Source organism: Ligilactobacillus aviarius subsp. aviarius DSM 20655, assembly GCF_001436315.1.
Classification (GTDB): domain Bacteria; phylum Bacillota; class Bacilli; order Lactobacillales; family Lactobacillaceae; genus Ligilactobacillus; species Ligilactobacillus aviarius.
Genome location: NZ_AYZA01000016.1, coordinates 168,893 through 190,489 on the forward strand (window position 1 = coordinate 168,893; position 21,597 = coordinate 190,489).

The 21,597-nt window shown below is 38.2% G+C and carries 20 protein-coding genes and 1 riboswitch; of the genes, 12 read left to right on the forward strand and 8 right to left on the reverse strand.

The annotated features are described in order from the left end of the window. Nucleotides 1-19 precede the first annotated feature (19 nt). The 3 genes from FC33_RS03330 to dnaA form a co-directional block, all read right to left on the reverse strand. Nucleotides 20-1,396 carry a sugar porter family MFS transporter gene (locus FC33_RS03330; protein ID WP_057827204.1) on the reverse strand — a complete coding sequence of 459 codons (1,377 nt, stop codon included), beginning with the start codon at nucleotides 1,394-1,396 and terminating at the stop codon, nucleotides 20-22. Nucleotides 1,397-1,565: 169 nt separating this feature from the next. Next, nucleotides 1,566-2,705, reverse strand: a complete 1,140-nt coding sequence (dnaN, locus tag FC33_RS03335) for a DNA polymerase III subunit beta (protein ID WP_057827205.1) — start codon at nucleotides 2,703-2,705, stop codon at nucleotides 1,566-1,568. A 164-nt stretch (nucleotides 2,706-2,869) separates the two neighbouring features. Beyond that, nucleotides 2,870-4,258: a chromosomal replication initiator protein DnaA gene (gene dnaA / locus FC33_RS03340; RefSeq protein WP_057827206.1), complete on the reverse strand. Its 1,389-nt coding sequence runs from the start codon at nucleotides 4,256-4,258 to the stop codon at nucleotides 2,870-2,872. A 512-nt stretch (nucleotides 4,259-4,770) separates the two neighbouring features. Between dnaA and rpmH the strand changes: the two genes are divergently transcribed. The 6 genes from rpmH (at nucleotide 4,771) to FC33_RS03370 (ending at nucleotide 9,158) form a co-directional block, all read left to right on the forward strand. Next, nucleotides 4,771-4,905: a 50S ribosomal protein L34 gene (rpmH, locus tag FC33_RS03345; protein WP_057827207.1), complete on the forward strand. Its 135-nt coding sequence runs from the start codon at nucleotides 4,771-4,773 to the stop codon at nucleotides 4,903-4,905. Between the two features lie 71 nt (nucleotides 4,906-4,976). Further along, nucleotides 4,977-5,351 carry a ribonuclease P protein component gene (gene rnpA, locus FC33_RS03350; RefSeq protein ID WP_057827208.1) on the forward strand — a complete coding sequence of 125 codons (375 nt, stop codon included), beginning with the start codon at nucleotides 4,977-4,979 and terminating at the stop codon, nucleotides 5,349-5,351. Next, nucleotides 5,351-6,196: a YidC/Oxa1 family membrane protein insertase gene (locus FC33_RS03355; RefSeq protein WP_057827209.1), complete on the forward strand. Its 846-nt coding sequence runs from the start codon at nucleotides 5,351-5,353 to the stop codon at nucleotides 6,194-6,196. The genes rnpA and FC33_RS03355 overlap by 1 nt, the downstream gene beginning before the upstream one ends. 187 nt (nucleotides 6,197-6,383) lie before the next feature. Beyond that, on the forward strand, nucleotides 6,384-7,574 hold the full coding sequence (locus FC33_RS03360) for an acetate/propionate family kinase (protein ID WP_057827210.1): 1,191 nt from the start codon (nucleotides 6,384-6,386) through the stop codon (nucleotides 7,572-7,574). A 115-nt stretch (nucleotides 7,575-7,689) separates the two neighbouring features. Next, nucleotides 7,690-7,884 carry a hypothetical protein gene (locus FC33_RS03365; protein ID WP_057827211.1) on the forward strand — a complete coding sequence of 65 codons (195 nt, stop codon included), beginning with the start codon at nucleotides 7,690-7,692 and terminating at the stop codon, nucleotides 7,882-7,884. Nucleotides 7,885-8,375: 491 nt separating this feature from the next. Further along, the gene (locus tag FC33_RS03370) at nucleotides 8,376-9,158 is read left to right on the forward strand and encodes a glycerophosphodiester phosphodiesterase family protein (RefSeq protein WP_057827212.1); all 783 of its coding nucleotides are present in this window, start codon (nucleotides 8,376-8,378) and stop codon (nucleotides 9,156-9,158) included. Between the two features lie 55 nt (nucleotides 9,159-9,213). Here the strand turns inward: FC33_RS03370 and FC33_RS03375 are convergent, their stop codons facing one another. Both FC33_RS03375 and FC33_RS03380 read right to left on the reverse strand, forming a co-directional pair. After that, on the reverse strand, nucleotides 9,214-9,465 hold the full coding sequence (locus tag FC33_RS03375; RefSeq protein WP_057827213.1) for a GlsB/YeaQ/YmgE family stress response membrane protein: 252 nt from the start codon (nucleotides 9,463-9,465) through the stop codon (nucleotides 9,214-9,216). A 35-nt stretch (nucleotides 9,466-9,500) separates the two neighbouring features. Next, nucleotides 9,501-10,283 (reverse strand): hypothetical protein, encoded by a 783-nt coding sequence (locus FC33_RS03380; RefSeq protein ID WP_057827214.1) that lies wholly within the window; start codon nucleotides 10,281-10,283, stop codon nucleotides 9,501-9,503. Nucleotides 10,284-10,418: 135 nt separating this feature from the next. Between FC33_RS03380 and FC33_RS03385 the strand changes: the two genes are divergently transcribed. Beyond that, nucleotides 10,419-10,796, forward strand: a complete 378-nt coding sequence (locus tag FC33_RS03385; protein ID WP_057827215.1) for a DUF302 domain-containing protein — start codon at nucleotides 10,419-10,421, stop codon at nucleotides 10,794-10,796. A gap of 33 nt (nucleotides 10,797-10,829) precedes the next feature. On the opposite strand, the gene FC33_RS03390 is transcribed toward FC33_RS03385, so the two are convergent. Next, nucleotides 10,830-11,096, reverse strand: a complete 267-nt coding sequence (locus FC33_RS03390) for a hypothetical protein (RefSeq protein WP_057827216.1) — start codon at nucleotides 11,094-11,096, stop codon at nucleotides 10,830-10,832. Nucleotides 11,097-11,164: 68 nt separating this feature from the next. After that, the gene (locus tag FC33_RS03395) at nucleotides 11,165-11,929 is read right to left on the reverse strand and encodes a CPBP family intramembrane glutamic endopeptidase (protein ID WP_057827217.1); all 765 of its coding nucleotides are present in this window, start codon (nucleotides 11,927-11,929) and stop codon (nucleotides 11,165-11,167) included. Between the two features lie 217 nt (nucleotides 11,930-12,146). On the opposite strand from FC33_RS03395, the gene FC33_RS03400 reads away from it, so the two are divergent. The 3 genes from FC33_RS03400 (at nucleotide 12,147) to mnmG (ending at nucleotide 17,038) form a co-directional block, all read left to right on the forward strand. Continuing rightward, nucleotides 12,147-13,361, forward strand: coding sequence for a coiled-coil domain-containing protein (locus tag FC33_RS03400; RefSeq protein ID WP_057827218.1), 1,215 nt, complete (start codon nucleotides 12,147-12,149; stop codon nucleotides 13,359-13,361). A gap of 344 nt (nucleotides 13,362-13,705) precedes the next feature. Then, nucleotides 13,706-15,097 carry a tRNA uridine-5-carboxymethylaminomethyl(34) synthesis GTPase MnmE gene (gene mnmE, locus FC33_RS03405; protein ID WP_057827219.1) on the forward strand — a complete coding sequence of 464 codons (1,392 nt, stop codon included), beginning with the start codon at nucleotides 13,706-13,708 and terminating at the stop codon, nucleotides 15,095-15,097. A gap of 15 nt (nucleotides 15,098-15,112) precedes the next feature. Further along, nucleotides 15,113-17,038: a tRNA uridine-5-carboxymethylaminomethyl(34) synthesis enzyme MnmG gene (gene mnmG / locus FC33_RS03410; RefSeq protein WP_057827220.1), complete on the forward strand. Its 1,926-nt coding sequence runs from the start codon at nucleotides 15,113-15,115 to the stop codon at nucleotides 17,036-17,038. 187 nt (nucleotides 17,039-17,225) lie between these two features. Here the strand turns inward: mnmG and FC33_RS03415 are convergent, their stop codons facing one another. Next, on the reverse strand, nucleotides 17,226-17,651 hold the full coding sequence (locus FC33_RS03415; RefSeq protein WP_081037043.1) for a universal stress protein: 426 nt from the start codon (nucleotides 17,649-17,651) through the stop codon (nucleotides 17,226-17,228). 111 nt (nucleotides 17,652-17,762) lie between these two features. Continuing rightward, nucleotides 17,763-17,824, forward strand: a riboswitch (Fluoride riboswitch). Nucleotides 17,825-17,879: 55 nt separating this feature from the next. Here FC33_RS03415 and eno point away from each other — a divergent pair. Next, nucleotides 17,880-19,163, forward strand: a complete 1,284-nt coding sequence (gene eno / locus FC33_RS03420; protein ID WP_057827221.1) for a phosphopyruvate hydratase — start codon at nucleotides 17,880-17,882, stop codon at nucleotides 19,161-19,163. A gap of 88 nt (nucleotides 19,164-19,251) precedes the next feature. Continuing rightward, nucleotides 19,252-21,510 carry an HAD-IC family P-type ATPase gene (locus FC33_RS03425; RefSeq protein ID WP_057827222.1) on the forward strand — a complete coding sequence of 753 codons (2,259 nt, stop codon included), beginning with the start codon at nucleotides 19,252-19,254 and terminating at the stop codon, nucleotides 21,508-21,510. The last annotated feature ends 87 nt before the right edge of the window (nucleotides 21,511-21,597 follow it).

Below are 21,597 nucleotides of genomic sequence, written 5' to 3' on the forward strand. Positions count from 1 at the left end.
CGTTTAAATTTAAATTTAATTATTTTTGACTTTCACGCACTCCGCGCCGTTCGATTTCTTCAAGCGTATGCCCCTTTGTTTCTGGAACCTTAAAGATCACAAAGGCGACGGCAAGCAAACAGATCACGCCAAAAATTGCGAAAACTGTTTCTTGCGACATTGAAGCCGTCATCAATGGGAAAATCAATCCAACTGCAAATGCTCCGACCCAGTTAAACGCTGAAGCCGTTCCGGCAGCCTTCCCCCGAATCGCAAGGGGGAAAATTTCACCAACAATGACCCACGTTAACGGCGCCCATGTAAATCCATAGAAGCCAACGTAAATACATAAGAAGATAATCGTGATCAATGGATTAACGTGGCTAAACATGGTATTGATCACGACTGGCAAAATAAATGCTAATCCCATTCCGGTTCCGCCAAAGATCAATAATGTCCGACGATTAAACTTATCCGCAATTGCTAGAAAAATAAATGATGATAATACTAAAATCAAGCCTTCAATTACCGGCCACATTAAATTTGAAGCGGCTGCATGGCCCGTTGCCTTGGCAACAATCAGTGGAATGTAGTAAAAAATAGCATTTACTCCCATGAATTGTTGGAAGGCTGCAACGCCGACCCCGGCAATTACCAAGTAACGGTATTTGCCCGTAAACATCTTGCTTAATTTCTGCTGGTCTTTACTTTGATCCTCAACGTTCTTAATATTTTGAATATCTTGAATTTCCTTTTCAGCCTGCGCACATGGTTGAACAAGTTGAAGAACTTGCCGGGCTTCATCGATCCGATCATTTCTTACTAAATACCGTGGTGATCCTGGAAGATTTAAACTTCCTAAAAATAGAATCAACGCCGGAACAGCTGCCATTCCTAACATTGTCCGCCATGCAAACGTTGCTGGGAGATATTGCAAAAAATAGTCAACGACGTATGAAAGCAACGTGCCCAGGGCAATCATTGTAAAGTTGATTCCGGATAATCTTCCCCGTGACTTTGCGGGAGTCATTTCCGACATGTAATTTGGAACCGTTGCGGAAATCATTCCAACCGATAGCCCCAAGAAAACTCTGACTAACGACAAGTAAATATATCCGTTTCGCGGTGCAAATGCTGAAAGCAGTGATCCCGCAATGAAAATCAGCGCTGAAAACGATAATACCCGTTTCCGCCCGATCTTATCAGTTAAGTGACCCGCAAGCATTCCGCCGAAAATTGCACCAAACATTAAGGATGAAGTAATACATCCTTCCCAAAATGCGGAGTGCATATTCCAGTCGATCTGCAAAAACGGCAAGGCTCCGGTCATAACTCCAATGTCATAACCAAAGAGGATTCCGCCAAATGAACCGAAGAAATAAATATACTTTCGCGGCACTTTCTTTACCGTATTCATTGATATGCTCATCCCTTTTCAATTTATATTTTGCACAACTTATTATCGCAAAAAATTTACAATCGATTTTACAAAATGTAATTGTAAATTTTATTTTATCGTTTGTCACGAATTTTGCTTACAAAAAGTAAAAAAGACGGTGACTGCGTCACCGTCTTTTACGTTCCAATTAGTACGTCCGAACTGGAGTAATCAGTTGAATAAAGTCTTCACTGTCTTCCGTTGGCATTAACGTAAATGGCCGCAATGGCAATGTTAATGATAACTTAACTTCTGCTTGGCCAAATGCTTGTAATGCAGCTTTCATGTAATCCGGGTTGAAGGAAATTTCAATATCATTTCCCGTCAACTTATCGAATTGTAATTCTTCTTCAATGTTTCCGACTTCGGGTGAGTTACTTGATAAAACTGCGGTTTGGTTTTCGCTGTTCAAACTTAATTTAACAACATTATTCCGGCCTTCATGAGATAACAATGAAGCCCGTTCAATCGCATGAAGCAGACTAACCGCGTTTAATTCGATTTCGGTTTCTGAACTTTGAGGAATCAGCCGGTCTGTGTCTGGATACATCCCTTCAAGAAGGCGGGAATAAAATGCCGTGTTATCAAAGTTAAACAAAATTTGATTTTCAGCAATTTGAATTTCTAAACTACCGGTTGAATCAGCAATCATTCGTGAAAGTTCAACCAATGAACGTCCCGGAACAATAATGTCATAATCGATGTTTTCAGCGCCTGACAATTTCACTTTCCGTTGACTTAAACGGTGAGAATCCGTTGCAACCGCATGTAATTCGCCATCTTTGATCGTCAAATGAACCCCAGTCAACAATGGCCGGCTTTCTTGCGTTGATACCGCAATAACTGTTTGATTAATAACTTGTTTCATAATGTCTGCCGGAATCGTTAATTGTTCATTCGTATCGATTTCAGGCAAGTGTGGATAGTTATCAGCGTCAACCCCGTTAACTTGGTATTCCGTTTGACCAGATGTAATGGTGGCTTGGAAATGATCATTAACTTCAATTGTAAATGTATTTTCTGGAAGGCGTTTGATAATTTCACTAAAGAACCGTGCTGGTAAAACGATTGATCCTGGTTCATCAATTAGTAATTCGTAATTGCTGTCATCCGTTGAAATTTCATTTTCAATTGAAATATCAGAATCGCTTCCGGTTAATGTAATTGAATTTTCAGTCGCCGTGATTTTTAATCCAGTTAAAATCTCAATTGCGGTTTTAGAAGAAATTGCCCGTTGAACATCGGTTAGTTTCTTAATAAATGCGTTGCGCTTAATTGTAAATTTCATAAATAAGCTAGCTCCTTAATTAATATATATAGTAATTATTAATTAGTAATAGTATTAAGTCCTGTTATTCCTGTGGAAAACTTTTAAAAAGTAATGATTTTACTATGTTTCCCTTGTGGATATGCTGTGGATAAAAAATCTAATTGATTCACATTTGTCCACAACTAGACCTGTAACTGATCTTTGATTTCTTTGATATCGTTTTGAAGATCTTTATTTGTCAAAAGTTCAGTTTGAATTTTTTCATGCGCATGAATTACGGTTGTATGATCCTTGCCGCCAAATTCTTGACCAATTTTCGGAAGGGATGCATCCGTCAATTCCCGTGAAAGATACATCGCAATTTGCCGCGGCATGACGATTGATTTAACCCGTTTCTTGCCTTTAAGGTCGGTTACGGTGACGTTAAAGTACTTCGCAACCTTGTTTTGAATAATCGGAATCGTAATTTCCTTGGTTGCTCCCTGACCAACTAATCCGCGGAGAGCTTCCGCAACCATGCTGGTCGTAATCGGGGCGTCCGTCATTGACGTAAAGACTTTGATTCGCGATAACGCCCCTTCCAAATCACGCACACTAGAATCAAAATGACCAGAAATATAGTTTAATGCTTCATCTGGAAGATCTAATCCAAGCGATTGCGACTTTTCACGCAAAATTGCAATTCGGGTTTCAAAATCCGGGGGCGTAATGTCAACCGGCAAGCCCATCTTGAACCGGGTAACCAACCGGGTTTGAAGGTTTTGAATTTCGTTTGGCAACCGATCAGCCGTAAGAACAATTTGTTTGTTATTTTGGAAAAGAGTTTCAAATGTATTAAAGAATTCTTCCTGTGTCCCGACTTTATTTGCTAAGAATTGGATATCGTCAACGAGTAAAAGATCAACGTTCCGGTATTCATCCCGAAATTCAGATTGGTTTTTTAATTGAATCGAATTAATAAAGTCGTTTGCAAACGCCTCGCTTGAAACGTACTTAACCTTCGCTGTCGGATCACGTTGCAAAATCGTATGACCGATGGCTTGCATTAAGTGGGTCTTACCTAATCCGGCACCCCCGTAAATGAAAAGCGGATTATAAACCCGTCCGGGATCTTCCGCAACGGCTAATGCGGCGGCATGCGCCATTTTGTTTCCATTCCCAACAACAAACTTTTCAAACGTATAATCGCTATTTAACTGATTGTTATGAACGAAGTTATTATTAGAAGCTTTTTTTTTCGATGCTGCTGGGATCTGCTCCTCAGCTTCAGTGTTTAGGGTATTCTCAGCTGCTTGATTCGATGGTTCATCGTTATCATCTGCTGCGGAACGAATTACGATATTGATTCGCCGTCCAATCGCGGGTTCAAGCAGGTCAATGATCGTTTCACTGATATTTCGTTCCCAATATTCTTTAACCATTTGAAATGGGACCTCAATGACAAGGGTGTCATTTTTAAACTCGATAGGTTTGGCCGGCTTGATCCAAGTATTAAACGCAATATCGTTAAATGAGCCGTGCAAACCGTCGAAAATAATTTTCCATAAGGAATCGAGTTCTGGTTCAAGCACGAAACTGCCCCTCCTTTTATAAAAAATTTATACGTCCATTGTAGCATTAAAAAAAATAGTTTTCCACAGGTGTGAAAAATAAAAAAATTCAAAATCACGGGTGTTAGTTTAATTATCCACAAGCATTGATTTATTGTGGAAAAGATCATCTTATTTGGCCGTTATTCACGGAAACCATCTAAAATCAAACGTTAATTTATCAATGATTCATTGACTTATCCACAGAATTATCAAAAAATCACAAATTTCAAATTCACGGGATGTTAATTGTGGATATGTCTGTCTAAAAAGCTGTGAGTTTATTTTTGGCAATTCACAATTATTCCAAAAACATGAGAGCGAAATCGGGGATAACAAGCGGCATATCAAAGCTGAAAAATCACCTTGGTTTGGAAAAATCGCTTTTCAACTTAAAATTTGTATGTTAAACTTACAAAGTAAGTCTGTTTGAAGACTATTTTGATACAACAATTTAGATAGTTTTAACATCTAAAAATAAGGAGGTGGAATTCATGAAGAGAACATACCAACCTAAGAAACGTCACCGTCAACGCGTACATGGTTTCCGTAAGCGTATGAGTACAAAGAACGGTCGCAATGTGTTAGCACGTAGACGCCGTAAAGGTAGAAAAGTATTGTCTGCATAGATCACTGGACCGTCAGTGGTCTTTTTTCTTATCTAAAGAGCATTCGGATAAGTCCATTTAGGAGATCGACAATGAGAAAATCATATCGCGTCAAAAAAGAAGCAGAATTCCAAACGGTTTTTACGAAGGGTAAATCATGTGCGAACCGCCAATTTGTCGTTTACATGCTTGAAAAGCCGGGGCAGATTCATTTTCGGGTCGGCATCTCAGTTGGGAAAAAGATTGGGAATGCCGTTGCGCGAAATTGGGTCAAACGTCGGATTCGGCAAACATTAACGGATCTTAAGCCGCAATTGAAACAGGATTGCGATTTTCTTGTTATTGCGCGGCCGACAGTTGCGTGGATGTCAACGGCCGAAGTTAAAAAACATTTGAGTCATGTTTTACGGTTAGCAAAGGTTTTGCCTGCAAATAACAAAGCGAAAAGTGAGGAATTACAAAAGTAATGAAACGACGTACAAAAAGAAACGTTGCGATTCTTGGCACTTTATCACTGGCCTTGCTTTTAGGCGGATGTACAAGTAATGCGCCCATTACATCTCATAGTACAGGTTTCTGGGATCACTACATTATTTGGAATTTCGTCCGGGCTATTCAGTGGCTGAGTAATTTCTTTGGCCACAACTACGGCTGGGGAATCGTGGTCTTTACAATTATTGTCAGAATTATTATCTTACCGTTGATGTTCTACCAGATGAAGAGTATGCGGAAGACCCAAGAAATTCAACCGAAATTGATGGCATTGCAAAAGAAGTATCCTGGAAAGGATCCGGAATCGATGCAAAAGTTAAGCGAAGAACAGCAAAAACTTTATGCTGAAGCCGGAATCAATCCAATGGCAGGATGCTTGCCAATGCTGATCCAAATGCCAATTTTGATTGCCTTGTATCAAGCAATTTGGCGGTCACCAATCTTAAAGAATGGTGATTTCTTATGGATGCACTTGGGTGAAAAAGATCCATACTACATTATGCCGATTTTGGCTGCAATCTTTACATTCTTAACTTCGAAATTATCAATGATGGGTCAGCCGGAAGGAACAAACAACATGATGAATAACATGATGTTGTACTTCATGCCGATCATGACTGGTTTCATTGCTTTTAATTTACCGTCTGCATTGTCAATCTACTGGGTTGTAACGAACGCATTTTCAGTAGGTCAGACATTGTTACTTCAGAATCCATTTAAGATTCGGCGGGAACGCGAAGAAAAAGAAGCGGCTGAAAAGGCCCGGAAGAAACGGCTTGAAAAAGCTAAACGGAAAGCTTATAAGAGTAAACGGAAATAGTTGCAAAGCTTATAACAGCAACCGCGTGTGTGCGAGGTTGCTGTTTTTTTGATTTTATTTAAAAATTTGTTATAAATTAGTTTTCTAGAGAGTAAAATCTTAATAATGAATGGAAAAGTTGCTTGCAATGTACTTTACTTAATGGTATCTTCATCTTAGATTTTTTGCATTTAAGGGAGAAATTCAATTGGAAAAGACATTAGTTATTAACTCAGGAAGTTCAACTTTGAAGTTCAAATTATACTTGATGCCGGAAGAAAAGGAAATTGCAAAGGGATTACTTGAACGGATTGGATTTGACGGTTCAGCAATTAAGATCGTTTACGGCGATGGTAAGCAATATACGGAAAAATTACCACTTGCTAATCATGCGGTCGCCATCAAAGAGATGCTACGGTTATTGAAGGAACTTAAAATCGTCGATGATTTTGAAGAGATTACAGGAGTCGGCCACCGGGTCGTTGCCGGGGGCGAATATTTTGATCAGTCAGTCGTAATTGATGATGATGTAATTCAAAAAATTGACGAACTAGCTGATTTTGCACCATTACATAATCCGAATAATTTGATTGGAATTCAAGAATTTAAAAAATTGTTACCAGACGCAACGGCGGTCGCTGTTTTTGATACGGCCTTTCACCAAACGTTACCAGAAGAAAATTACATGTACAGTACGCCGTATGAATGGTATGAAAAATATGGCGTGCGGCGTTACGGTGCTCACGGAACAAGCCACCAATTTGTTGCGGAAAAGGCAGCTGAATATTTAGGCAAACCGTTAAAAGACTTAAAGATGATCACCTGCCACTTGGGCGCTGGTTCTTCAATGTGTGCCATTAAAGACGGCAAGTCATTTGATACTTCAATGGGCTTTACTCCGTTGACCGGAATTACAATGGGAACCCGGTCAGGGGATGTCGACTTTTCATTAGTTGCATATGTAATGAAAAAGATGCAAACAACGGATGTTGACGCAATTTTAGACACGTTGAATAAAAAGTCAGGGTTGCTTGGCGTATCAGGGCGGTCACTTGATATGCGTGACTTACAGGCTGCCGAAAAGGATGGCGACCAACGTGCATCCCTTGCAATTCGGCTTTTTGTAAAAAATATTGTCCGCTATATCGGTCAATACTACGTTGAAATGGGCGGCTTAGATGCGATTGTCTTTACTGCCGGAATTGGTGAAAACGAAGGGGCGATCCGGAAACGGGTAATCGACCGGCTTTCATTTATGGGCGTGGCAATGGATGATGCGAAAAATGATGCTAACGTGGATGGCGTTGTTTCAACTGCGGATTCAAAGATTGCCGTGTTACGAGTCCCAACGAATGAAGAATTAATGATCGCACGGGACGTTGAACGGTTGAAAAAATGATTAGTTGAATGCTAAAGAAGTCGGCGAAGGCCGGCTTCTTTTTTATAAAACGTTTGCAAAAGATGGAAAGCTAAATATAATAGAAATTAATTTCAGGGGAAAGAAGGAAGTTATGATGTTATTAATGCGAATTTTTGGGGTTGTTTTATTTTTAATTGGACTATGGCAGTTTTATGCAACGTGGAAGTATCATCATTTTTTAACAACGAAGGGAACGGATAATGCCTTTAGTCCGCTCGCATTGTATTGTGGCCTTGCTTTAGGAGTTATTGCCTTTTTACTCGGCCTCGGTCTGATGATCTCGCCGTAATGGATGTACGGATTGATCCAGTAAAAAGGTAAAGAAAAGGTTAAGTAAAATTATTCAGGAAAGAAAAATTAGAATTCAGGAAATTTTAAATTATTTTTATTAGAAAAGAATAATATAGTAATTGAACATAGATAGGTTCTATGTAGAAGATAAACACTTTAATAATGACAAACAGTGGTATTAATTTTCACTTACTCAAACTTATTATTGTACGAATATTTAAACCGTCAAATACATGTTCACAATGTATTTACTCTTTGACAATAGATATAATCTATGAAATAGTATCCTCTCCCAACCGATACTGAAAATGATTAACCTAGACCATTGTTTAGTCAGTTGCTTGCGAAGGCTCGCCTTGCTCTTGACCCCTTTATAATTTATGGTAGAGCTTTCGGAAGCGTTGAAGATGAGACCGCCCAGTCCCATCTTTTTTTATTAGCTGAAAAAGATTAAAATAAAGCTAATTTAAGCAAAGGAAAGTGAGCAGGATGGGACAGCATAAAATAATTGCGCATCGCGGAATGTCTACGTTAGCGCCTGAAAATACAATGGCGGCGTTTGAATTGATGCCACGATACAATGTAAATTGGCTTGAAACGGATCTCGCAATCACGAGTGATGAAAAATTGGTAATTATGCATGATGGCGATGTTGCCCGGACGACAAACGGGCATGGGCGGGTAACAGCGCTTAATTTTGAAGAACTACATCGGTTATCTGCAGGGGCGTGGTTTGATTCGAAATTTAGAAATGAAAAAGTTCCAACCTTTGATGATGTGATTGATTTTGTTAACCGGAATCAAATTAATCTCAATTTAGAAATCAAGCCGATCAACGGCAAGGATGCCGCTCGATTAACCCGTTCAATGGTGCGGCAGTTAGCAAACCGAATCGATCGCATCGATTCGCAAATTCGGGTGGTCATTTCCTCATTTTATCCAAATATTTTAATGAAGATGAAACAGATACGACCGGATTTAGAATATGCGTGCCTGTTTAACCAATATACTCTTTCATTAGCAAAACCCTTAACAGGTCTTTTAAATACTAAAATTATTCACCCGGATAACCGGCGATTAACGGCTGCGAAAGTGCGGCGGCTAAAGAAAGCCGGTTACGAAATTAACGTTTGGACAGTTGATAAGATCGATCGGGCTAATCAGTTATTCAACTGGGGTGTTGATGGAATCTTTACTGATATTGGGCAGGATTTTCCAAACCACCGCCAAGAACAGATTCAGGACAGTCATTATTTAACGACCTGGTTCTAGGTTTCATGTGAAACAAAAGCGGAGACTGTGACATTCGTCACAGCCTCCGCTGCTTTTATTTAATCAAAAGTTTTAAAACAAGTGAAACGATTAGGACAAGAATGACAGCCCCAATGATTGACGGGATAATTGCCATTCCTGCAATTACAGGTCCCCAAAATCCGAGGAGATGTTCGCCAAGCGCGGAACCAATCAAACCGGCAATGATATTCGCAATCCAGCTCATTGAACCCCGCCGGTTTGTCAGCCAACCCGCAATTGCACCAATAACGGCCCCAATAATTAGGACCCAAATTAAATGTAACATTTAAATTCCTCCTTCTAACTGATGTCTTATTATAATCAATTAAGTTTAAAATCTTTTTCAATTTGTTTAATATTTTGTGGTCGAAGAGTGATTTTTAATACTAAATAGATAAATAGCAGGAAGAAAATAATATTAATAATTCCATTCCCAAATAACGGTGCAATGTGGGTTAGGATCACCGCACAGAACGTTTCGATAAAACCAAAGAAAATCGAAACGATGATGTTGACGCTTCGTAAGTAAAAGAGCCCGCACATCAGGCCGAATGCAAATTCTGCAACGAGCTGGTAAATCGTTGAGAGAACACCGCCGTACATGTTATTGAGAATAAACACTTCAAAAATACTAAACAACGCAGAACTTAAGATTAAACTTTTAAGAATAACATTGGAAGAGGTTTGCCAATTATGAATCATCGCGGGCATTAAAATGGCATAGAACATGATGACCGGAATCGTTGCGGATGCCAGAATGAAAAACAGCCAGAAAAATGGACTGAATGAAATTTCAAGGGAAGTTGTCGACGGAACAGTCTTAAACATTGCGTTGATCGCAATTATAAAAATCAATGCAAAAACTAAAAGCCAGCCAATTCGTTTGAAACCATACCATTCAAAATAGATTTTTTCTTTGGTATACAGCCAATTGATTGCAAGAGCGATGACAATGGTGATTAAGTTGCTGATCAGCATATCATTTGCATTGATTCGGACATGAAGTGCCCGGCAAATGATGTGTAAAAGTAACATTCCGCATAGCCATAACAGTAACGTGATCCATACCCGTTTAAAATCTTTTGTATTTTTCTTTTCAGTCATAATTTAGTCCTTAACTTTATTTTTATTACTATATTTTAATACATATCCCAGATGAATTAAATTTAAAGCAGGCATGAAATTCAAATAAAAGTGGAATTAACGGTATAATTAAAATTAAGAAAGGAAGCGGAAGCAATGGAACACGTTATTGTTAACTCAAACATTGATACGGTCGAAAAAAAGGTCGTTGACTTTATTCACGGGAAAGGATTCAAGGTTTTTGATAACATTGATCAAAAGGCCGAAGCCGACAATGTTGGCCTTGAAATTCCTGAAACCCGGTTGATTATTTTTGGTAATCCGAAAGTTGGCACATTATTGATGCAGGAAAATGATGATGTTACCTTTGAATTACCGATCAAGGTTTTATTAATCGCAAAGAATGACCAAACGGAATTGATCTACCGTGATCCGCATGATTTCCCGGGAAATGATCAATTAAAGGAGCAAGGGAAAAAGATTATTGAAAAGATGCACCACATGTATCAAGAAATGATGGAAGCTGCAAAATAAAAAAATTGCACCATGCTGAATGGTGCAATTTTTTTATTTAAATGCAATGTAAATCTGGTGACTCCGAGGGAATTCGATATTCATCCGTTCTTTTAAAACCGAAATGCATTTTTGTTGATTTAATTTTGAAGCTTGAAAATGTTTAAAACCATTTTCATTTAACTGGTAATTACCACCATTTTGGGTAATTTCAATTTTCCGATCCCGCTTCCATGTTGTCAGGATCACATGAAGCCGTTTGCCGGTCTTCATTCGCTTTTGAATCATTACTGAAGCATTATTCCGCGTGATTAATTGCAAAGTACTCATCTCCGTTTCGTATATTTTAATTTTACAAATTTTAAAGCTAAAAAGCACGGATAAAGTAATTATAAATTAAAATCATGCTCGATCTGTTTCCGGGGGCGCGGCTTAAGCTGGAAGAACAAAACTAGTAATGCCACGATGAGAATTGGAAGCGCGGTGTTCCACCCGGCTTGACTTTCGGTGGTGTTGGTCAAACTAATCGAGGTAAAGTCCACGAGCATATGGAACAAAATCGGGGTGATCAAATTATTTGTCCGCAAATACATGAATGCTAAAATCACTCCCAAAGAAAAAGCGACCACAATTTGGACAATGGTATTCGGGAGCGGCTGCGAAAAAGCATTAACGGCGTGAGTAAGGCCAAAAATCAAGCTGCTTAAAAGCACGCCGCCTAAAATTGGATTTTTTCCCCGCCAATTATGAATCAGACTTCCAAGAATCATTCCGCGAAAGGTGAATTCTTCGGCGATCCCAATTAGAGCCGCTAAAACGAAATAAAATCCAATATGATGCATTTGATTATGATTTAAAATAATTGCGATGATGTAATAGCCGATAAAAAGGTCGACCATCCAAGAGCGCAGGAAGATATTCCAGTTGCTGAAATGGAATTTTTCTTTGGTATAAAAATGGTTAATTAATAAAGTGGCGATAATGATGCCAATTTCGCATCCGCCTTGAAGCAGTAGTTGGCCCTTAAAAAAGGTAATGTTTAATTTTTCCTGAACAACTGCAAGCAGGATATTAATTCCAAAAAAGCAGATGATCCAAAAAGCCCAGGAAAGCCAGGGTTTACTGATTTGTTTTGAATGATTGGCTGTTGCCATTCAAATTCCTCCTCCGCTGAGTCTTTAATCCTAACTATAACAGAAATTGAGGTGAAGGCTTACTGATTACAATCTAAATTTTGAAATTTGCCGATCAAAGGGTTAAAAGCTGGTAAAATCTTGGATTATTCTTCACATCGATCATTACAAAATGGTAAAATTAAAGTGATTTTATTTGAAACGATTAAATCCGATATTTAGCAAAAGAGGTATCCGAATGAAGAAATCATCAGTTTTTGATCAGAGGACATCTGCTTTGAAAAAAATTGTAAAGGGGCGCAAAGCAGAAGCCCAATCATCAGCTGTGACGGTGGAATCTGCCACCCCAACGGCATCTTCACGGCGGGCGTCCCTTGAAGGTCAGCTTGATGCGGCGCAAACTAAATTGCGTGAATTAAGTCATGAAATTGAACAGTTGCAAACGGCGGTCGATACTCAGCACCGGCAAGCAGATCAAGCAAAGCAGGCGGCTCAAACCGCACAAGCCGAACAACAACGCATTGAAGAACAAAAAGTTCAGGCGCAGCAAGATCTTCAAAGTGCCACGATTGAAAATATCAATAAGCTGAGTCAAAAAATCAGCAATAAGCAAAATGATATTTTGATCGATCGGCAACGAATCGATGAATTAAAAGATGCAAAGGACACGGGCAAACGTTCAGCGGAAGATGAAGCCCAAATCAAGCGGCTGAATGAACAGCAAAAAGCCCTTGAAGAAACGCAGGCTGAAGTTCAAAAGAACGTTGATGGAGCAAACCAAATCGTTCAGCGCGAAGCTCAGGCAGTTGAAAAGGCAAAGGTTGCAATCAGCGACGCGGCTGATCAAGATGTTCAGCAGGCACGGGAAAAACTTCAAACGAAGCAGATCGATTTGAATACTGCCCGGTATAATTTACGGGGAGCTGAACGGAAGTTAGCGGATGTGAAGGAAAACCTAACGGAAGTCAAAAACCAAACAAGTCTTCTTCAAGGTGACGCAGCTGCGACCCTTCAAGCTACAAAAGAAAAGTTAGCGAACGATGAGCAGCTTTTGGTTGATTACCAAAATCGGTTAGCGGTTCTCCAAAATGCGAATAACCGGATGCAAAGTTTGCGGGCTGAATTACGGCGGGCAAAGGAAGCTGTTCAACGCGAAACCCGGAAACGTGAAAATATCCAACAAGAGTTAGCCGAAAAGATCAACCAGTTAACGGTGGCGAAACGCAAAGGATTGGATTGCCAACAAGAAATCGAAGAATTACAGCGCAAATTACGGACAGCGCCGCAACCTGAAATTCAAAAGCCGGCAGTCTTGAACCAGCGATTGCCTCAAGTGGGCGAAAATCATCATGGAACTTCAAAGCGGCCATCTTTGTTAAAAGTTGCCGCATTGACGGTTTCAGAAATCCTTACCCGGCTTGATTTCGGCCATCATAAAAAGCGCAAGCAATAGGAAAGAGAAGTTAAAACTTTTGCTAAAAATCGTCATATAAAATTCATAATTACGGGGCATACTAAAAGCATAGTAAATAACATCCCTAGTTATTTGCTACCTAACATACTCCAAATATACAATCCTTTTTCTCTAATCTATGGTTACATAGATTAGAGTTTTTTTTATTATGGTGATTTCTTGACTTTTAAAAAATAACCAAGTAAGATTAACCACGAGATAGTTTGAATAGTAGATAAAGTAGTCAAAGTGCTTTATCCACGCTTTTTAGTAGTCGCTAATTGGTGTGGTGGAGGCACTTTTTTATTTTTTCAAACTAAATTAGTGAAGAAAGGGATTCGGAAATGGTAGAAGAACAAACAGAATATGATACAATTGCTGCAATTTCGACTCCGCCTGGTGAAGGTGCAATTTCAATCGTGCGTTTAAGCGGGGACGACGCATTGCCAATCGTCATGAAGATGTTTAAGGGAAAGGACTTAACAAAGGTCCCAACGCACACGATCAATTACGGGCATATTATTGATCCGAAAAACGGCGAAACCGTCGATGAAGTTATGGTAACCGTTATGCGGGCACCGAAAACATATACCCGGGAAGACATTGTTGAAATTAACTGTCACGGCGGAATCGTTCCAACCAACAAGATTCTGCAATTATTGCTGACAAACGGTGCGCGGATGGCTAATCCAGGTGAATTTACTGAACGGGCCTTTCTTCACGGTCGAATCGATTTGACCCAAGCAGAATCAGTCCTTGATATTATCAAGGCTAAAACTGACCGTTCAGCCAAGTTAGCGCTTGATCATCTTGGTGGAAGTTTAGCAAAGTTGATCCGTGGATTGCGTGAAGAAATTCTTGATACCTTATCAAAGGTTGAAGTTAATATTGATTATCCTGAATATGATGGGACAGAAATGATTACCACAAAACTTTTGAAGGAACGGACGATCGAAGTTAAGAAGAAAATTGATAAGTTGCTTGAAACTGCTCAAGGTGGAAAGATTTTACGTGAAGGACTCGCAACAGCAATTGTTGGCCGACCAAATGTTGGGAAATCAAGTCTTTTAAATTATCTTTTACATGAAGATAAGGCAATTGTTACTGATGTTGCCGGAACAACCCGTGATGTAATTGAAGAATATGTCAATATTAAAGGAATCCCATTGAAATTGATCGATACAGCTGGAATTCGTGAGACAGAAGATAAGGTCGAAAAAATCGGAGTTGAACGTTCACGGAAGGCAATTGATCAAGGTGATTTAGTCCTTTTAGTATTGAATGCAAGCGAACCATTAACGGATGAAGATCGGCAATTAATTGATTTAACTAAGGATAAGCAGCGGATCGTGATCTTGAATAAGACGGATCTGCCACAAAAAATCGAAATTGATGAAGTCGAAGATCTCGTTGGAAAAGAAAATATCATTCAAACGTCAATTCCAAATGACATTGGTGTAGAAGATGTTGAACAACGAATTAAAGATATGTTTGCAAGCGGAATTGAAAGTTCTCAAAATGAAGTCATCATTAACAATGCCCGCCATGTTGCCTTATTAAATAAAGCAGCTGACTCACTTGATGCAGTTTTAGTCGGAATTAAGAACGGAATGCCGGTTGATTTGTGTCAAACAGATATGCGCGATGCATGGGAAGATCTAGGTGAAATTACCGGAGATTCATATCAAGATGAATTATTGGATGAATTATTCAGTAAGTTCTGTTTAGGAAAATAAATTAGGGAGGAAACAATGGAAGTAGCAAAAGGAAAACCTTATAAGGCAAAAGACTACGATGTAATCGTTGTTGGTGCAGGCCATGCCGGTTGTGAAGCTGCATTGGCTGCTGCTCGAATGGGCAACAAAACATTATTACTCACAATCACCCTTGAAATGGTTGCATTCATGCCATGTAATCCATCTGTTGGTGGCCCTGCCAAGGGAACCGTTGTTCGCGAAATTGATGCTTTAGGTGGCGAAATGGGAAAGAACATCGATAAAACTTATGTTCAAATGCGGATGTTGAATACAAGTAAAGGACCAGCTGTTCGTGCATTACGAGCTCAGGCTGATAAACGGCAGTATTCAATTGAAATGAAGCATACGCTTGAAGAAGAACCAAACTTAACGTTGCGTCAAGGAATGGTTGATGATTTGATCGTTGAAGATGGAGAAGTTAAGGGAGTTATTACAAGTACTGGTGCTCATTATGGTGCCAAAACCGTTGTTTTAACGACTGGAACATCTTCTCGCGGGAAGATTATCATCGGGGAATTAATGTATTCATCAGGTCCGAACAACTCGCAACCAGCCCTTGAATTAACGAAAAACCTTGAAGAAAAGTACGGTTTTGATATTGTCCGGTTTAAGACCGGGACGCCGCCACGAATCGATGGGAACACGATTCATTATGATGAAACCGAAGAACAACCTGGAGATGCAGAACCAAATCACTTTAGTTTTGAAAGTTCAGATGATGACTATATCCCAGTTAAAGATCAATTATCCTGCTGGTTAACTTACACCAATGAAAAGATTCATCAAATCATTCGGGATAATCTAGATCGCGCTCCAATGTTTACCGGGGTAATCGAAGGCGTTGGGCCACGTTACTGCCCATCAATTGAAGATAAGGTCGTTCGGTTTGCTGACAAAGACCGGCATCAACTTTTCCTTGAACCTGAAGGACGGAAGACGGATGAGTACTACATTGATGGCTTATCAACTTCATTGCCTGAAGAAGTTCAGTTACAAATGATTCACAATGTTAAGGGCCTTGAAGATGCCGAAATGATGCGTCCGGGATACGCAATCGAATACGATGTTGTTTCCCCGTATCAATTACGGCCAACCCTTGAAACTAAGTTGATCAAGGGTCTTTATACGGCAGGTCAGATCAACGGAACGTCAGGTTACGAAGAAGCTGCTGGTCAAGGGTTGATTGCTGGAATCAATGCCGGCCGGCACGCTTTAGGCAAGAAAGAAATCGTGCTTAAACGGAGCGATGCTTACATTGGCGTTTTGGTCGATGACTTGGTTACAAAGGGAACGAATGAGCCATACCGGTTGTTGACTTCTAGGGCTGAATATCGTTTAATTTTACGGCATGATAATGCGGACTTGCGGTTAACGGATATCGGGCATGAGATCGGTTTGATTTCAGATGAACGGTATGCAAAATTTGTTCAAAAACGGCAAGACATTGAAGATGAAAAGAAGCGGCTTGAATCAATTCGAATCAAACCAAATCCGGAAATTGATGTTTATCTTGAAGCTCATGGCGACAAAGCATTGAAGGATGGCGTATTAGCCAGTGACATGTTACGGCGGCCGTATATGAGCTATCAAGACTTGTTGAAATTCATTCCTGCTCCGGATCATGAACTTGATAAGCGGGTTATTGAACAGATTGAAATCCAGTACAAATATGAAGGCTACATCAAGAAGGCGGAAGAAAAAGTTGAAAAGCTTCACCGGATGGAAGCCAAAAAGATTCCTGCAAATATTGACTACAAGGCAATTGACGGGTTAGCAACGGAAGCGGTTGAAAAATTAACGAAGATTCAACCCGAAACGTTGGCTCAAGCCAGTCGGATCAGTGGGGTCAATCCAGCTGATATCTCAATTCTTGCAGTTTATATTCAACAGGGAAGAATTGCAAAGAAGACAGAAGAGTAAGAAAAAAGCTGTGATTTTAATGTCACAGCTTTTTGATTCTTAAAGAATCATTACTTGAACGACGATTAAGTGGCAGGCCACTTCCAGTTTCTAGAATCCACCAAATTGATATGACTAAAATAAAATGTTTAATTTTAGCTTTTATGTTATTAAATTTGAACTGCGATTTAGACACTCTCTTTCAAATTTAATTACGAACGATTAAAACATCACATACAGCACGTTGGGCGACGTATTCGGCAACGGATCCGAGAAAAAGTTTTTCAATTTCATGCATTCCTGTAGCACCCATTATGATTAAATCAGAATGTTCATTTTGGGGAATGTCTTTTGAAATTAGCAATTTAGGGGAACCGTATTCAATTGAATAATTAGTCGGAATATCAGCTTTTTCAGCGATAGTGACCATTTCTTCCAATTTCTTTCTGATAGTGTTAGAAACTTTTTCGATGATTTCATCGTCCGCAACTGCCACGTTGTCAAAGATTCGGGTATCAATAACATGGACTAAGTGAAGATGTGTTTGATTGTCTGCAACTTTTAGTGCTTTTTGAAAAGCGAGTTTTGATTGATGGGAGTTGTCGATGGGGACTAAGATATTTTTGTAAAACATAATGATTACCTCTTTCAAATTAATTAACAGGGTATTCTAATACAAAAGAATTTTTAAATCAATTATCAAAATTATTTGAATTTTATTTTTGAAGTGTTACACTAAAGGTGTAATAAGAAAGGCGATGGTGTTCGCCGTTAGACCGAGTAAAATCTGATGACACCTGTTGTTTACAAAGCAACAGGTGTCATCTTTTTTTATTAGGTTTAAATTTTAGGAGGAATTTTTATGGTTTATATTGATAAAGTTAAGGCGCTTGAAGTGTTTGATTCTCGTGGTAATCCAACGGTTGAAGCTACGGTTATTTTATCAGATGGGGTTTCAGGGAAAGCTGAAGTTCCATCTGGAGCATCAACTGGTGAATTAGAAGCAGTTGAGTTACGTGATGGGGGTTCACGGCTAGATGGTAAAGGTGTTCTAAAGGCTGTAAAAAATGTAAACACTGAAATTAATGATGCATTACATGGACTTGACCCATTCAATCAAGGGCATATTGACCAAGTAATGATTGATTTGGACGGAACTCCTAATAAAGCACGTTTAGGAGCTAATGCTATTTTAGGCGTTTCAATGGCCGTTTGTCGGGCAGCTGCTAATGAAACTCACCAGCCGTTATATCGGTATTTAGGTGGAACTGATTTGGAATTGCCACAAACTTTCCATAATGTAATTAATGGTGGTGAGCATGCTGATAATAATATTGACATGCAAGAATTTATGATTACACCAGTGGAACGGACAAGTTTCCGCGATGGATTTGAAAAAATCGTAAATACTTATCACACATTGAAAAAAATTCTCGAAGATGAGGGATATTCAACTGGGTTAGGTGATGAAGGTGGATTTGCACCAAACCTTAATTCTTCAGAAGAAGCCTTACAAATGCTACATGATGCAATTGTTAAAGCAGGTTACACACCAGGAAAAGAAATTGCTATCGCCTTTGATGCAGCTGCTTCATATTTCTATAACAAAGATAAAAAGGTTTATGAACTAGAAGGTAACACATATACAGCTGATGAATTGGGCGAATATTATGGCAAGTTGCTAAAAGAATTCCCAGAAATTATTTCAATTGAAGATCCATATAGTGAAGATGATTGGGAGAACTTTGCTAAATTCACTAAGAATTATGGCGATCGAGTTCAAATTGTGGCTGATGATCCAGTATGTACAAATCCTAAATTGATCCGTAAAGCAATTGAAATGGGACTGGCAAACAGTATTTTAATTAAATTAAATCAAATTGGAACAGTTACAGAAACATTAGAAGCAATTCGATTAGCACGTAAGAACGGCTATACGACAATGATGTCACACCGTTCAGGTGAAACAGGTGATACGTTTGTTGCAGATTTCACTGTTGCAACGAATGCAGCTGAATTGAAATCTGGAGCTCCAGCACGGTCTGAACGGGTTGAAAAATATAACCAATTATTGAGAATTGAAAACCAACTTGGAGAAGATGGAACACGTTTAGCTCACTTCCCTAACGATGTTGACTTTGATTAAACTAAATAATAATTATTGCAGACATATGTAGATGTGTGAGGAGTGATGGAATGTCACCCCTCATATTTTTTACTAGGAGGTAAAATTTATGTTACACGGGTTAAGTAAATCAGAGGTACAAAAGAGGCAAAGAAAATATGGACTTAATCTTGTAGAGGGATCTCATTTTAACTTGTTTCGAAAAATTATGTCGGGATTATGGGGCTTTTCAGCATGGGTGTTGGAGTTTGCATTAATAGTAGAGATTATTTTAAAAGAATATACGCAAGTATTTTTTATTTTATTACTTTTACTTTTTGCTGCAGTAAATGGAGCCTTACAACAAAAGCGTACACAACAATTATTGGCTCCTTTAAAAAAAGATTTAAAGATTCACGTACGAGTTTTGCGTGATGATAAATGGCAAATAATCTCTGCTGACCAATTAGTTCCAGGAGACATTATTAGTTTAAAGCAAGGGGAAATCCTTCCGGCAGATGTAACTTTAATTTCTGGAAAAATAGGAACGGATGAAAGTTCGATTACTGGAGAATCAGCTATGATTCTTCATGATGAAAACAGTGAAGTTTTGTCAGGGGTTAATGTAATTTATGGGGCAGGAATAGCAAGAGTAATTAGAACAGGTAATGATAGTAGAGTCGGGAAAACAGTGAACTTAACAAAAGAACAAAAGGCTAACGATGGTAAATTACAATTTTTGTTGGGAAAAATAATTCATTATTTAGCGATTATCGATACGGTTCTGGTTCTCATATTGTTTACAATTACAATCGTGCGCCATCAAAACATTATTAATATATTACCTTTGATGGCTTTGTTGTTTATTGCGACAATTCCAATAGCAATGCCTTCAAGCTTTAGTATTGCTAATTCTGTAGAAGCAAATGTGTTAGCAAAGGAAAAAGTTTTGGTTAACAAATTAGAAAGTATTCAAAATGCGGCTAATATTGATTTGTTAATGTTAGATAAAACAGGAACACTAACAGATTCAACTTTTGAATTAACAAAAATCCATAATTTTAGTGTATATGAGGATGATGATATTCTAGCATTAGCAAAATCAGCCACTAATAAAATTTCTCCTAGTAATTTGGAAAAGGTATTTCAACGAATGAAAATCAGGCGAAATAATTTAAAAATTTTAAATTTTAATCCATTTGATATTAATAAGAAATATTCAAATTCTAATGTTATTTTTAATGGAAAAAGACTTGATGTAAAATTAGGATCACCAATTAATCTAATGTCTTCTTCAGACTGGTTTAAATATGTGAAAAAATTAAATAATAAAGTTGTTGCAATGACTATTAATGGCAAACTAGCAGCCATATTCGAAATGACGGATCATCTTCGTTTAGATACACGCCAAACAATATGTGAATTGCAAAAGAGAGCAATAAAACCAATGATTATAACAGGTGATAATTTTATAGCTGCTCAAAGAATTGTTCAAAAATTAAAAATAAAAGGAAAAGTAGTAGAGGTATCAGAGTTAAGCACCATTCAAAATATTAAGGAAGTTTCGGCAATATGTGAAGTTCTTCCTGAAGACAAATTAATGATTTTAAAGCTTTTGAAAAATAAGGGTTATGTTGTTGGAATGGTAGGTGATGGAATGAATGATGCACCTGCCTTAAAAGCAGCAGATGTTGGAATTGCAACATCAAATGCAGTTGATTTGGCTAAGCAATCAGCGGGAATAATTATGCAAAAGGAAGGGATTGGTTCAATTACAGATATTTTAGATAGCGGACATCGAGTTTATCAAAGAATGATGACATGGACGATAACCAAACTGTCAAGAACAGCTCAATTAGCAATTTTATTAACTTTAGGATATTGGATTGCTAATTTTATCCCAATAAATTTGAATGCAATTGTTTTGGTTGCAATTTTGAATGATTTAGTAACGATGGTTTTAGGAACAGATAATACTAATATTTCATATAATCCTGAAAGATGGAATATGCAAAAACTAATAAAAATATCATTGATTTTTACGATAGGATGGGTACTTAGTGGAATGCTATTGTTTATAGGATTATTTAAGTTAAATATTATGCCACCAAAAATAGGTACAATAATGTTTTTATTTTTGATATTTAGCGCGATGTTAACAATCCTAATGACAAGAACAAGAAAAGCTTTTGAAAAAGGAAAACCGAGTAAGATGGTTTTGGCAGTCATTATAATCAATTGTATTTTTGTTTCAGTGTTATCAATTTTTGGCAAAGTGGTATATCCAATATCATGGAAATGGGTTTTAATAATTTTTATTGGAACACTTGGATTAGCAGTAATAATTGATGCAATTAAAGTTAAGTATTACAACAATATTGATGATTAAAACTATATAATTATGTAAAAGAGATTGTGATTTAATAAGCATCACAATCTCTTTTTTGAAATAATATAATTTTTTCTTTAAATTTTA